Annotated in this window: 15 protein-coding genes; 11 read left to right on the forward strand and 4 right to left on the reverse strand. The window is 32.4% G+C overall.

Going from position 1 to position 13,839, the window contains the following annotated elements; all coding sequences use genetic code 11:
• Positions 1–49 precede the first annotated feature (49 nt).
• The 3 genes from ACJ6WR_RS07460 to ACJ6WR_RS07470 all read right to left on the reverse strand — a co-directional run bounded on the left by ACJ6WR_RS07460 (position 50) and on the right by ACJ6WR_RS07470 (position 2,495).
• The gene (locus ACJ6WR_RS07460) at positions 50–1,384 is read right to left on the reverse strand and encodes a sensor histidine kinase (RefSeq protein WP_409417478.1); all 1,335 of its coding nucleotides are present in this window, start codon (positions 1,382–1,384) and stop codon (positions 50–52) included.
• Positions 1,385–1,394: 10 nt separating this feature from the next.
• Positions 1,395–2,069 carry a response regulator transcription factor gene (locus ACJ6WR_RS07465; RefSeq protein WP_086894875.1) on the reverse strand — a complete coding sequence of 225 codons (675 nt, stop codon included), beginning with the start codon at positions 2,067–2,069 and terminating at the stop codon, positions 1,395–1,397.
• Between the two features lie 183 nt (positions 2,070–2,252).
• The gene (locus tag ACJ6WR_RS07470; RefSeq protein ID WP_409417479.1) at positions 2,253–2,495 is read right to left on the reverse strand and encodes a hypothetical protein; all 243 of its coding nucleotides are present in this window, start codon (positions 2,493–2,495) and stop codon (positions 2,253–2,255) included.
• A gap of 329 nt (positions 2,496–2,824) precedes the next feature.
• Between ACJ6WR_RS07470 and polA the strand changes: the two genes are divergently transcribed.
• The 5 genes from polA to ACJ6WR_RS07495 all read left to right on the forward strand — a co-directional run bounded on the left by polA (position 2,825) and on the right by ACJ6WR_RS07495 (position 7,851).
• Positions 2,825–5,671, forward strand: a complete 2,847-nt coding sequence (gene polA, locus ACJ6WR_RS07475) for a DNA polymerase I (protein ID WP_086894874.1) — start codon at positions 2,825–2,827, stop codon at positions 5,669–5,671.
• A 132-nt stretch (positions 5,672–5,803) separates the two neighbouring features.
• A complete protein-coding gene (locus tag ACJ6WR_RS07480) occupies positions 5,804–6,004 on the forward strand; it encodes a hypothetical protein (protein ID WP_409417480.1) in 201 nt (66 codons plus the stop codon).
• 12 nt (positions 6,005–6,016) lie between these two features.
• A complete protein-coding gene (locus ACJ6WR_RS07485) occupies positions 6,017–6,370 on the forward strand; it encodes a hypothetical protein (RefSeq protein WP_409417481.1) in 354 nt (117 codons plus the stop codon).
• Positions 6,371–6,550: 180 nt separating this feature from the next.
• The gene (locus ACJ6WR_RS07490; protein WP_409415690.1) at positions 6,551–6,985 is read left to right on the forward strand and encodes a transposase; all 435 of its coding nucleotides are present in this window, start codon (positions 6,551–6,553) and stop codon (positions 6,983–6,985) included.
• A gap of 14 nt (positions 6,986–6,999) precedes the next feature.
• The gene (locus ACJ6WR_RS07495) at positions 7,000–7,851 is read left to right on the forward strand and encodes an IS3 family transposase (RefSeq protein WP_409415691.1); all 852 of its coding nucleotides are present in this window, start codon (positions 7,000–7,002) and stop codon (positions 7,849–7,851) included.
• Between the two features lie 35 nt (positions 7,852–7,886).
• Here ACJ6WR_RS07495 and ACJ6WR_RS07500 read toward each other — a convergent pair whose 3' ends face one another.
• Positions 7,887–8,921: a LacI family DNA-binding transcriptional regulator gene (locus tag ACJ6WR_RS07500; protein ID WP_409417482.1), complete on the reverse strand. Its 1,035-nt coding sequence runs from the start codon at positions 8,919–8,921 to the stop codon at positions 7,887–7,889.
• 232 nt (positions 8,922–9,153) lie between these two features.
• Here ACJ6WR_RS07500 and ACJ6WR_RS07505 point away from each other — a divergent pair, with 232 nt between their 5' ends.
• The 6 genes from ACJ6WR_RS07505 to tsf all read left to right on the forward strand — a co-directional run bounded on the left by ACJ6WR_RS07505 (position 9,154) and on the right by tsf (position 13,835).
• Complete coding sequence (locus tag ACJ6WR_RS07505) at positions 9,154–9,906, forward strand: ferritin-like domain-containing protein (RefSeq protein ID WP_409417483.1); 753 nt, start codon at positions 9,154–9,156, stop codon at positions 9,904–9,906.
• Positions 9,907–9,931: 25 nt separating this feature from the next.
• Positions 9,932–10,744, forward strand: coding sequence for a ferritin-like domain-containing protein (locus tag ACJ6WR_RS07510; RefSeq protein ID WP_039111874.1), 813 nt, complete (start codon positions 9,932–9,934; stop codon positions 10,742–10,744).
• Positions 10,745–10,936: 192 nt separating this feature from the next.
• Positions 10,937–11,392: a 50S ribosomal protein L13 gene (gene rplM / locus ACJ6WR_RS07515; protein WP_039111873.1), complete on the forward strand. Its 456-nt coding sequence runs from the start codon at positions 10,937–10,939 to the stop codon at positions 11,390–11,392.
• A complete protein-coding gene (gene rpsI / locus ACJ6WR_RS07520; RefSeq protein ID WP_007808909.1) occupies positions 11,392–11,778 on the forward strand; it encodes a 30S ribosomal protein S9 in 387 nt (128 codons plus the stop codon). Before rplM ends, rpsI begins: the two co-directional genes overlap by 1 nt.
• Positions 11,779–11,952: 174 nt before the next feature.
• Positions 11,953–12,735 carry a 30S ribosomal protein S2 gene (gene rpsB / locus ACJ6WR_RS07525; protein WP_039111872.1) on the forward strand — a complete coding sequence of 261 codons (783 nt, stop codon included), beginning with the start codon at positions 11,953–11,955 and terminating at the stop codon, positions 12,733–12,735.
• Positions 12,736–12,872: 137 nt separating this feature from the next.
• Positions 12,873–13,835, forward strand: a complete 963-nt coding sequence (gene tsf, locus ACJ6WR_RS07530; protein ID WP_039111871.1) for a translation elongation factor Ts — start codon at positions 12,873–12,875, stop codon at positions 13,833–13,835.
• Positions 13,836–13,839 lie beyond the last annotated feature (4 nt).

A 13,839-nucleotide genomic window follows, 5' to 3' on the forward strand; every position in this document is an offset into this window, starting at 1 on the left:
AATGAAGATTAAATGAAGATTTACCTTGCCTAAAAATTTTAACTTTTAATTAGGCTTTGACGCTATTTGGAAACAATAACAAAAACGTAGTACCCTCATTAGGAGTCGAGGTTACCTTAATCTCTATATGATGAAAAGAAGCTATACTATCGGCTATAGCCAAGCCTAAACCTTGCCCATCCTGATCAGAACTAATTCGGGTAAATCGATTAAATATCTTTTCGACTTGGGTTTCATTCATTCCTATTCCCGAATCAGAAATAGACAAATAGTAATGTTGATTTAAAAACCCATCACTAATAGTAATACTTCCGTTCTCTTTATTATATTTTATTGCATTGGTAACTAGATTATACAATAGGATATGCATGAGTGTATTGTTACCCATAAAATTAAAATCATACTCCATTTTATTAGAGAACTGCAATCCTTTGTCATCAATCCTATCTTGTAAATCATCGTACAATCCGTTTACGATTTCATAAAAATCAATAGCTTCATTGGCGGCATATTGATTATTCTCGATTCTGGAAATTAGCAATAAGTTATTTATTATTTTCTTCAGCATATCCAATGTCCTGAGTGAGCCTGCAATTTTATCAACTGCATTATCATTCAAAGATTCATTTTGTAATAAGTTCTCGAATTTATTTTTTAATAACGCAATCGGGGTTAAAAGTTCATGAGAAACATTGGATATAAATTGCTTTTCTTTTTTAAATAGCTCTCCTATCCTATCCATCATTTGGTTTAAAACCGAATCTAATTCTCTAAAATCTGCCGAATGCGCTTTAATCGGAGTGTGATCAAAAGCTTCGGGTTCATTTACTCTACGTATTTTAGTATCTATTATTTTATAAAAAGGCTTGAGTAAATACTCTATATAAAAAGTATCTGCCAAGAATGTTATCAAAACAATTACAACTAAGACAATAATAATAAAGAGCTTAATAATAAAAGTAAGATCTTTTATTTCCGCCAAACTGCTTCCTATCTCTAACTGATATCCTATATTTTCGTAAGTAAAATAATATCGTAATATCCTATACTCATTTTCTTCACCTTCGATAATCCTATTCTCATTAACAAAAGTGGTCTTTTCTAGATTTGGTAATTTCGGCAATCTTGATAGTACCAAAAACTCACTATGTAAAGTCGAAAATTGCGAATAAGTTTCAGTAGAATCATCTGCATTTTCGATAAAATCATCAATTTCATTTTGATTTAAATGCTCAATAAACTTTTTCTTTTTTTCGATAAGTCCATTATTAATGTGTCTATAAACCACATTCTGAACTAAAATAGGCAGCATTAACCACAAAATCAAAATCACTAACAATCGTGTTAGTGCATTAAAAATGGCTAATTGATGCTTTATTTTCATATTACTTTATCTAGGTATTAATTCGATATCCAACATTTCTTACTGTTTCAAACCAATCAATAGTAGTGTGCTTGTCTAATTTTTTTCGAAGGTTACGAACGTGAACATCAATAAAATTTGAATCTGAATTTATCTCCAGAATATCTCCCCAAATATGTTCTGTTAATTGTAATCTGGTAATTACACGATTTTTATTCAATACTAAATATTGAAAAATATCAAATTCTTTCTTGGTCAAATTAATCGGCGTTCCATCATAACTTACTTTGTAATCTTGTAATTGCAACGAAAATCCATGTATTATTAAATCATTTAAAGTATACCCATGCATTCTACGAATAACAGCAAACAAACGTGCACTTAACTCTGTTAGCGCAAATGGCTTGGTAAGATAATCATCGGCACCAAGATGCAATCCATCAATCCTGTCATCTAATTCTCCACGAGCGGTAATAACAATTACTGCAATTTTGGATTTGGTTTTTCGAACTGCTTTTAAAACATCAAAACCATCTCCATCTGGCAAACCTAAATCAAGCAGCATGGCATCGTAATCATTTCCGCCAATTTCATCTAATGCTTCATTACACGTATTAGCAATTTTACATACATAACCACCATCACTCAAAAAATCTTTAACCTCGATGGCAAGCTCTTTATTATCTTCGACAATAAGAATATTCATAAACTGTATTTTATAAATTAAAAGTAAGCAAATAATGAAAACGTAATTTTTTAATTATTAAAAATTTAACGCCTGTACGAACAAAAAAGGCTGATAAATTTCTTTATCAGCCTTATCAATAATTATCCTTTTTGTTTTGCCTACCGCTATCAACCTTCATTTAAAGCAAAACAAAAACGACATCTATTTTTTAGCTTTCATTGGTTCTGCTTTTGGAGCTGCTTTTTTCTCAGATTTTGTTTTTTTATCTGTTTTTGCTTTTGGGTGTTTGGTTGCTTTAACTTCTTTTGTTGGAGTTGCTTTAACCGGAGTTGTAGCTGCGCTAACCATTGCACTTGTTCCTAAAACTGCTACTAATAACATTACTAAATTTTTACTCAAGTTTTGCAGTTTGTTTTTTTTGTTTTCGTGAATCTGTGATTTCATGATTTCTAATATTTAAAAGTTAATTATCTCTTATTTTATACACCAAATTTACATCTGTAATATGAAGACAAAATGAAGAAAACAGTCATCTGAAAATTTTAACTTGACATTAACTATTTATACTTAATATTCAATCTTACAGGGCTTTTACGAACAAAGTAATACAATAGCATTACCATAGACGCACTGCTGTACGATTCTACAGATAGTAAAAAAAGCATCTCTATAAAACATTTCAATTCTAATTTGAGTTTATCCAGATTAAATTTTCAAGAACCGAATCGTTTTTAAAACCCAATTGTTTATTTTTACAGACTAATATTTTTTTTATGTCAACTCAAAAACGCCTTTTTCTTCTTGATGCTTACGCTTTAATTTTTCGTGGCTATTATGCTTTTATAAAAAACCCGCGAATTAACTCCAAAGGAATGGATACCTCTGCAATTATGGGGTTCATGAACTCACTTTTGGATGTGATAAAAAGAGAAAAACCAGATCATTTAGCAGTAGCTTTTGATAAAGGAGGAAGTGCTTTACGTAATGAGATATTCCCTGAGTACAAAGCCAATCGTGATGTAACTCCCGAAGCTATAAAAATTGCTGTACCTTATATACATGAATTATTAAAAGCAATGCATATCCCGATTATAGAAGTTGCGGGTTTTGAAGCCGATGATTTAATTGGAACTATTGCAAAGCAAGCCGAAAAAGAAAACTATAAAGTTTTTATGGTAACACCAGATAAGGATTTTGCACAATTAGTATCTGAGAATATATTTATGTACAAACCAGCCCGAATGGGTAATGGAATAGAAATTTGGGGTGTTCCAGAAGTATTGGCAAAATTTGAAATCGAACGTCCGGAACAAGTAATTGATTTTCTTGGTATGATGGGCGATGCTGCCGATAATATCCCGGGGCTTCCAGGAGTTGGAGAAGTTACTGCCAAAAAACTATTGAAAGAATATGGCTCAATGGAAAACCTTCTAGCAAATACTGACAAGCTAAAAGGAAAAATGAAAGAGAATATCGAAGCTAACGCTGAGAAAGGCTTACTATCTAAAACACTGGCAACTATCCTACTAGATTGTCCTGTAACTTTTAACGAATCTGATTACGAATTAACTCGTCCTGATATCGAAAAAACGGATGCTATTTTCCAAGAATTGGAATTTAGAAGAATGGCGGAACAATTTGACAATCTTTTTAAAGCAGATGGAAGCGGATTAACAGCTACTGCAGCTGCTCCTGATGCTAAACTATACAAAAAACCACAACCGAAAAACGATGATCAATTTGATCTTTTTGGAAGTGCTACTACTGATGAAGAAAATCCAGAAGCGCAAAGAACTTCTTTTTACAATAATCTAGAAAACACGCCTCACTCTTATCAAATTATTCAAGGAGATTTAGGTTTAAAATTGCTTTTACAAAATTTACAAAACCAAACTTCGGTTTGTTTTGATACCGAAACTACAGGATTAGATGCTTTACACGCCGAATTGGTTGGAATTTCATTTTCTTACGAAAAAGGAAAAGGATTCTATGTTCCGTTTCCAGAAAACCAAGAAGAAGCTAAAGCATTGATTGAAAAATTTATTCCGTTTTTTGAGAATGAAGCAATCGAAAAAATTGGGCAGAATTTAAAATATGATTTAAAAATATTATTGAATTATGGTGTTTCTGTAAAAGGAAAATTATTTGACACTATGATTGCGCATTACCTGATTAATCCAGACATGCGTCATAATATGGATATTTTATCAGAAACTTATTTAAAATATTCTCCAAAATCAATTGAAGATTTAATTGGTAAAAAAGGAAAGAATCAAAAATCTATGCGCGATGTTGCACTCGAAGATATAAAGGAATACGCTGCTGAAGATGCCGATGTAACGTTGCAACTTAAAGAGATATTCACCACAGAATTAGACAAAACCGGAACTAAAAAATTATTCGACGAAATCGAAATTCCGTTAGTTAGTGTTTTGGCTGCCATGGAAACTGAAGGAATCAGGCTTGATGTTGACTTTTTAAAATCATTATCAGAAGAACTAGGTAAGGATATTAAAACATTAGAAGCTAAAATTTACGAAATCGCAGGAGAACAATTCAACCTTGCATCACCTAAACAATTAGGAGACATCTTATTTGATAAATTAAAAATTGGTGGAGCAAAGCAAAAGAAAACTAAAACTGGTCAATACGCAACTGGCGAAGAAATCTTAAGCTATTTAGCCAAAGACAATGAGATTGTTGCTGCAATTCTAGATTGGCGTTCTCTTGTAAAATTGCAAAATACTTATGTAGAAGCTTTACCATTACAAGTAGATCCGGTTTCTAAAAGGGTTCATACCGATTATATGCAAACTGTAGCTGCAACTGGTCGTTTAAGTTCAAACAATCCTAACTTACAGAATATCCCAATTCGTACCGAAAGAGGAAGACAAATACGTAAAGCTTTTATTGCTCGCGACGAAAATTATACCTTAATATCTGCCGATTATTCTCAAATAGAATTACGAATCATTGCTGCTTTAAGTGGTGAAGAGAATATGATAAAAGCATTCCAGAATCATGAAGACATTCATAAATCTACCGCTTCTAAAGTATTTAATGTAGCATTAGAAGAAGTAACTCGCGAACAACGTAGCCATGCCAAAACAGTAAACTTTGGTATTATCTATGGTGTTTCGGCTTTTGGATTAAGCAACCAAACTTCATTATCAAGAAGCGAAAGCGCAACATTGATTGAAGCATACTACAAAACTTACCCAAGATTAAAATCATACATTCAGGAACAAATAGAATTTGCGAGAGAAAATGGTTATGTACAAACTATTCTGGGGCGTCGTCGTTATTTAAAAGATATTAATTCTCAAAACGCAGTTGTTCGTGGTGGAGCCGAAAGAAATGCCGTAAACGCACCAATACAAGGAAGTGCTGCCGATGTTATTAAGATTGCGATGATTAATATTCATAAGAAACTAACATCTGAAAATTGGAAATCTAAAATGTTGCTTCAAGTACATGATGAGCTTGTGTTTGATGTACACAACTCTGAACTTGAAAAAATCCAACCCATGATTAAACACGAAATGGAAAATGCATTTATAATGGCTGTTCCATTAGAAGTAGAATTAGGTTTAGGTAAAGATTGGTTAGAGGCACATTAAAAAACAAAAAAATGTTTATTACATTTATTTCTCAATTGAGTCTCTTCATTAAAAAACCAAAATAATGAACAAGAAAATTCATACATTGCAAAAAAATATAAAATAATAAGACTAACCTTCTCTAAAATAAAAATGAAAAAAAATACCTTATTAGCAATAATATCAATTTGCATACTTGTAACAGTAAATTTATTTTGGTTTATACAATCTACTGCATCAATATCAATAGATCCAGAAGTACACTATCGGTTATCACAAATCATAGGGTTTCTAGAGCTTATAGCGTATGCCGGATTATTGCCTTTTTTTGTAGCATTATACAAAAAACAATAAATAAAAATCATCATGAATGAAGAATTAAATAAACTTTTTGAGATTAAAAATACTCAACCAGAAGAAGATACAGACTCAGATCTATTCAACATAATTGTTCACTTCGTGATCAGAATAGTTATTCCACTTTTTGTATTTTTTCTATTATACTCGATTGTAGATTATTCAGGCAACATAGGAATAGCATATATAGTTTTTTTTATCTCCCTTTTTATCCTTTTTTTAATAATTGTTGCACTTTTAATTGAGGCTTCTAACCTTAATAAGAAGAATAAAATATATCTGAGAAATACTAATTATGTCATATTAGCTTTTTATGCTCTCCCTTTTATATTGGGATTAATTATAATTGGAAAAAATTCTTAAATGAAATTTACAATGTAATTATAAAAAAATACATTGAATTTAAACCAATTTTTGCCAATTATAATGAGCGTTCATTTAATAAAAACATAAACTAAAAAAAATCCATTAGCTGCGGCTAATGGATTTTTTTATTATTTAGATTGTCTAGTCCTGAAATAGCGATACACAAAAAGTATCGTTATGGAATCATCTCAAGAATCACGCTATGTAAAGCGAACACAAAAAGACTATTCAATGTCTTTTAAATTACAAGTTGTTCAAGAAATTGAACACGGAAAGCTTACGGCAACCGAAGCTACAAAGAAATACAGTATTCAATGTAGAAGGACAGTTGTTCAATGGCTTCGGAAATTTGGTAACTTTGATTGGGAGAACCAAACCTCAATCAAAATGGCAAAAACACCTGAACAAAAAATTATGGAGCTTGAAGCTCAAGTCAAACTTTTAGAGAAACAAAAAGCATTCTTAGAAAGACAGGCTTTTGTTGCTGACAAAAAAGCGATCCTCTTTGATATGATGATTGATTTAGCCGAAAAAGAATATCATATTGATATCCGAAAAAACTCTGTACCCGAACAATCGCCCATTTCAGACAAAGAGAACCACAAACAATAGCATTTACCTGTTATTTGTTCGGGATAGACAGACAGGTTTATTATCGAAAAATTAAAAGAACAGTAATCAAACAAAACAAGGCTAAAGAAGTTGTTTTAATGGTTAATGATCTTAGAAGATTAATGCCTAGAATAGGTACTAGAAAACTATATTATCTTTTATTGGATAAACTCCATTTAATGAAGATTGGAAGAGATAAATTCTTTGATATACTTAGAGCTAATCATTTATTAATACAACCTAAACGTAGCTATCATATAACCACAAACTCACATCATCGTTTTAGAAAGCATGAAAATCGAATTTTAGATCTTGAAATAAATCGTCCTGAACAAGTTTGGGTCTCCGATATTACCTATATCGGAAAAAGAGACAATCCATGTTATTTAAGCTTAATCACTGATGCTTATTCAAAGAAGATAATGGGATATTATGTTGCTGAGAATCTCAATACTCAAAGTAGTTTAAAAGCTCTAAAAATGGCTCTTAAACAAAGAACGCATAATACGCTAACTCTAATCCATCATTCTGATAGAGGTTTGCAATATTGTGCTAATGAATATCAAAAAGAGCTTATCAAAAACAAAGTACTATGTAGCATGACTCAAAACTCGGATCCCTATGAAAATGCAATAGCAGAAAGAATCAATGGAATTTTAAAACAAGAATTTATGATTGATAAGTATCATCAAAAAAGAAAAATCACAAACCTAATAATAAAGGAATCTATCAATATTTATAATGAATTAAGACCACATTATTCTAATCACATGTTAACACCAAATCAAATGCATACTCAAAATAAAATCCAAATGAGAACTTATAAAACAAAAAACAGTTGCAAGAACGTTCTTGCAACTGTTTAATTAATTATTTTTATGTAATAATCCGTATCGCTTTTTTAGGACGAGACAGATTTTCTTGATGATTCTCTTTCTTTCAGTTTGGTTTTGATTACTATGGTTTCGTAATCGCTGCTCTCCCCTTCTTTTTCTTCTAATCTTGAGATTAATCTTTTGGCAGCAACTTCACCAATTTCTATTCCGTGTTGGCTTATTGTGGTTAAACTTGGTGATAAACGTCTCGAAGCCAAAATCCCGTCTGCAAAACCTATTATCGATATATCTTCTGGAACTTTATATCCTTTTTTCAAACTAACTCTTAAAGCCGCAACTGAATCATTTTCGTCTAAAGCAAAAATAGCATCTATTTTATGATCAAAAATGGCATCTATTTTACTTTTCATATCCTCTTCAGAATCTGTACGAAGAATGATATTTTCGTTTACAGGAATATTATTGTCATTTAAAGCTTTTAGATATCCATCTGCTCTCAATTTTCCAACACTTAAATTATCTACAGAAGAAATCAAGGCTATATTTTTACATCCTAAATTAATTAAATGTTGTGTTGAATTTAATGCTGAATCAAAATCATCTACTACCACTTTATCACACTCTACACCTTCTGCAATCCTATCAAACATTACAATTGGTGTTCCGTCGTTTATAATTTCTTTAAAGTGATTGTATTCTTGTAATTTCTGAGCTTCTTCAGAAACCGATAATATAAAACCATCAATAGTTCCATTACTCAACATTTCAAGCGTATGAATTTCTTTCTCCAAAGATTCATTAGAAATACATGTAATAACATTATATCCCTTTTTATCAGCTACTTTCTCGATACCACTAAAAACTTTAGCAAAAAATGAGTTTAATATATTAGGTATAATAACTCCAATAGTTTTTGTTTTACGGTTCTTTAAATTCAAACCAATAACATTCGGCTTATAGTTTTTTAGTTTAGCATACTCTTTAATTTTAATTTTAGTTTGCTCACTAATTTCAGGACTATCATTAAGTGCCTTAGAAACTGTAGACACAGAAACGTTAAGTTCTTTTGCGATTTGTTTTAAAGTTGCTTTAGCTTTCATTTAAGATAATTTTATTGAATTAATACAAATATAGTAGAATTAAGGAAATTAAAACAAAAACAAGTCAAAACATGCTTTAAATTTTCAAGTAATTACATCTCCTTCTTAAAATAATTTAAACAAAAAATTAAAAAAAAGCCAAAATCTAAAACCGCCCATCCAAAAATTTCGTTTATACCTATTTACATATAATTATAATTTGCTATTAACAACCACTTAAAGAAATTGAATTATGAAAAACGAAGTTAAAATCCATGAAGTTAACCCCTTACTTAACAACAGAAGGAGTTTTCTTAAGATCAGTGGCTTAACCATTGTTGGCACTGGCTTACTTTTGGCAGGATGTAATCACGATGACGATGATGAAAATATGCCTGTTGACGACACTTCACTACCTGGAATCAGAAATGGTGTCTTCGATTTAGGCTCTGGAGATTTCGGTGTATTAACCTATGCATATGCCCTAGAACAACTAGAAGCCGACTTTTACACTAAGGTTGTAAATGCATCAAACTTTAATAGTGTTTTTAGTGATATCGAACGTCAGGTTCTTACTGATTTATATCATCACGAAGTGATTCACAGAGATTTTTTTAAGGCAGCTTTAAGCGGAGCACTTCCTAATCCAAGCACACAATTACTTCCTAGCTTGGCATTTAATTACGGATCTATGAATTTTAACAGTCGTTCCGAAGTACTTGCAACTGCTAAAGCTCTTGAAGACACAGGAGTTGCTGCATATAATGGTGCAGGAAAACTAATTAAAAGTGCAGATTACTTGGTATTGGCAGGGAAAATTGTTTCTGTAGAAGCAAGGCATGCTGCGGCAATTAGAAGTTTAATAAACCCAAATTCTAAAGATTTTGCGGGCGATGATGTGGTAAATGCCACAACTGGTTTAGATGTAGCAAAAGATCCATCTAAAATCTTAGCTGTTGCAGGAGGATTTATAACAACTCCATTCACAGCAAAATATTTACCATAACCACAACCCATAAAATCTAGAAATTATGAATATATTAAAATTTATAGAAACCTTTGCCGACGAAAGCGCAATGAGAAGCACGGGCTCAAGAAGAGATAGCTTTACACAATTTGGAAATATCGGAAAGACTTTGGCAATAGCCTCAATTCCATTCGGATTATCTTCATTGGCCAATAAAGCTTTAGCCAAAGATATAACCGCAACTCCAGCAACACCAATTGGAGCGTTACAATTTGCATTAACCCTAGAATATCTTGAAAATGAATTTTATGCTATGGCATTAGATTCAGGAGTTATTCCAGCATCTGAAAATGGCGGACGCGATTTAAAAGTTTTTCAACAAATTGCTGCTCACGAATCAAGCCATGTAAATTTTTTAATTGCAGGATTGGGAGGAACAGCAAGTGCAAACTTTGTTCCTAAACCTACTTTTGACTTTACTGTTGGTGGCGCTTTTGACCCATTTGGTGATTATCCAACGTTTTTAGCTTTGGCACAAGCCTTTGAAGATACAGGAGTAAGAGCCTATAAAGGTCAGGCAGGAAATTTAATTTCTACGCCAGATTTACTAACAGCTGCACTGCAAATACATTCGGTAGAAGCACGTCACGCATCCGAAGTACGACGATTACGCGGCCTTAAAGGATGGATAAGCGGAAATGAAAGAGGCGCAGGAATGCCATCTGCGACTCAAGCAGTATATAATGGAGAAGAATTAACTGTACAGGCAGGATACAATACTGCAACTTTATTTGGAGCCGCTGCAGGCTCAGAAGCCTATGATGAACCACTTACTACGCAACAGGTTGTAGACATAGCAAATTTGTTTATTGTGTAACAAAATATAGTCGCAAAAATCCAAACCATCTCTACTTAATTGTAAAGGTGGTTTTTTTATTCTTTTAAATAAAAAGATATCTCCTGATTTTCAGTAGTTAAAATAATCTTTTAAGGTATTTGGTTTTAAAATAATTAATTGTACTTTTGCAACCCCTTTATTGGGGATGGAATGTTTAATTAAAATAATATTATGGACGCATTAAGCTACAAAACAGTTTCAGCTAGCAAAGCCACTGTAACTAAAGAGTGGATTGTTGTTGACGCTGAAGGTCATAACTTAGGACGTCTTGCTTCAAAGGTTGCAATGATCTTAAGAGGTAAGTACAAACCAAGTTACACACCGCACGTTGACTGTGGAGATAACGTAATTGTTATCAACTCAGAAAAAATTAACCTTACAGGTACAAAAATGGATGACAAAATTTACATGCGTCATACAGGTTACCCAGGAGGTCAAAGAACTTTAACTGCTAAAGTATTGCAAGCAAAAAACCCTGCATTATTAGTAGAGAAAGCAGTAAAAGGAATGTTACCTAAGAACAAATTAGGAGCTGAACTTTTCAGAAATTTAAATGTTGTTGTAGGATCTGAGCACAAACAAGGAGCTCAAAAACCTAGAACTGTTAACCTAAACGATCTTAAGTAATGGGAGTTATTCACAAAATCGGTAGAAGAAAAACCGCTGTTGCACGTGTTTATGTTTCAGAAGGAACAGGAAAAATCACTGTAAACAAAAAAGAATTCGCAACCTATTTCCCAACTGCAACTTTACAGTACAAAGTTTTACAACCAATGTCTATGACAGAAAATGTAAACAACTTTGATGTAAAAGTAAACGTTTACGGAGGTGGTTCAACTGGTCAAGCAGAAGCTGTAAGAATGGCATTAGCACGTGTTATGTGTGAAGTAAATGCTGAAAACAGAGCTATCTTGAAACCAGAAGGTTTATTAACAAGAGATCCAAGAATGGTTGAACGTAAGAAATTCGGTCAGAAGAAAGCTCGTAAGAGATTCCAATTCTCTAAACGTTAATATTACCTGTCTTGTTCATTTGGAACAAGGCATATCAATTATTATTGAATTTAAAAAACACAGTTGTTGTTGCTCTCCTATCGAGGTAGGAAATAGTTTAGCATCTAAATGTATAAAGCCGACAAAATCGCCATTTATGCATTGCTAATCAACAGAACGTAAACTAGTACAAAAATGGCAAACAAAGTAGAAGTAAAAGAATTACTAGAAGCAGGTGTTCACTTTGGACACATGACTAGAAAATGGGATCCAAACATGGCTCCTTACATTTATATGGAGCGTAATGGTATTCACATTATCAATCTATATAAAACTGCAGCAAAAATTGAAGAGGCTAATGAAGCTTTGAAAAAAATCGCTGCATCAGGTAGAAAAATATTATTCGTTGCTACCAAAAAACAAGCTAAAGACATCGTTGCTGATAAAGCAAAAGCTGCAAACATGCCTTATATCACTGAAAGATGGCCTGGTGGAATGCTAACTAACTTCGTAACTATCCGTAAAGCTGTTAAAAAAATGGCTACTATTGATAAAATGAAGAAAGACGGTACTTTCATGACACTTTCTAAGAAAGAGCGTTTACAAGTAGATCGTCTTCGTGCTAAATTAGAGAAAAACTTAGGTTCAATCGCAGACATGTCTAGACTACCTGCAGCATTGTTCGTAGTAGATATCAAAGCTGAACATATCGCAATAAAAGAAGCACAAAAATTAAACATTCCAGTTTTTGCAATGGTAGATACTAACTCTGATCCTAGAGAAGTAGAGTATGTTATCCCATCAAATGATGATGCTTCTAAATCAATTGATAAAATTTTATCTTTAGTTACAGCTGCAATCGTTGAAGGTCTTTCTGACAGAGGTTCTGACAAAGAGGCTGAATCATTGTTACCTGCTACAGAAGAAGCAACTCCAGCTGCTGAGGCTGTTGAAGCTCCTGCTGAAACAAAAGAATAAATAAACATTTAAATTCCAATTTTTAAATTCCAAATCCCATAAAAAATTAGAAACGTTAAGTTGATAATTTGATAAAACTGGAATTTGAGATTTAAAGATTGGAATTTTTACTTTTAACTCATAAAAAATCATACAATATGGCAACAATTACTGCTGCAGACGTAAATAAATTAAGACAAACTACAGGTGCCGGAATGATGGACTGTAAAAAAGCTTTAGTTGAAGCTGAAGGAGATTTCGATAAAGCTATACAAAACCTTAGAGAAAAAGGTCAAAAAGTTGCTGCTAATCGTTCTGACCGTGAGTCTTCTGAAGGAGCTGCTGTTTCTTTTATTAATGCTGACAAAACTAAAGGAGCTATCATCACTTTAAACTGCGAAACAGATTTCGTAGGTAAAAATGAAAACTTCGTAAATTTAGCTAAAGAATTAGTTGAAAAAGCAATAAACTTCTCTTCTAAAGAAGAATTCTTAGCTTCAGATTTCAACGGAATGACTGTTGCTGAAAAGTTAATCGAGCAAACTGGTGTTATTGGTGAAAAAATCGAAATCGGTGGTTTTGAAATTTTAGAAGGAGCTTTCGTTGGATCTTATGTTCACGTTAACAAAATTGCTGCATTAACTGCAATTTCTGCACCAATTGATAATGCTGAAGTTTTAACTAAAGACATCTCTATGCAAGTAGCATCTATGGGAGCTGATACATTATCTTACAAAGATTTTGATCCTGCTTTCGTTGCTTCTGAACTTGCTGCTCGTATTGCTGTAATCGAAAAAGAAAATGAAGAAGCAAAACGTTTAGGAAAAACTTTAAAAAATGTTCCTAAATATATCTCTTTCTCTCAATTAACTGAAGAAGTTATTAAACAAGCTGAAGAAGATGCTAAAGCTGAATTAAAAGCTGAAGGTAAACCAGAACAAATTTGGGATAAAATTATTCCAGGAAAAGTTCAACGTTTCATCTCTGACAACACTACTTTAGATCAAGAAAAAGCTTTATTGGATCAAAACTTCATCAAAGATGATAGTAAAAAAGTTGGTGATTATGTTAAAGGATTCAACGTTGAAATTACAGGTTTCAAAAGAGTTACTTTAGGATAATCTA

This window comes from Flavobacterium sp. PS2, from assembly GCF_046250155.1.
In the GTDB taxonomy this organism is placed as follows: domain Bacteria; phylum Bacteroidota; class Bacteroidia; order Flavobacteriales; family Flavobacteriaceae; genus Flavobacterium.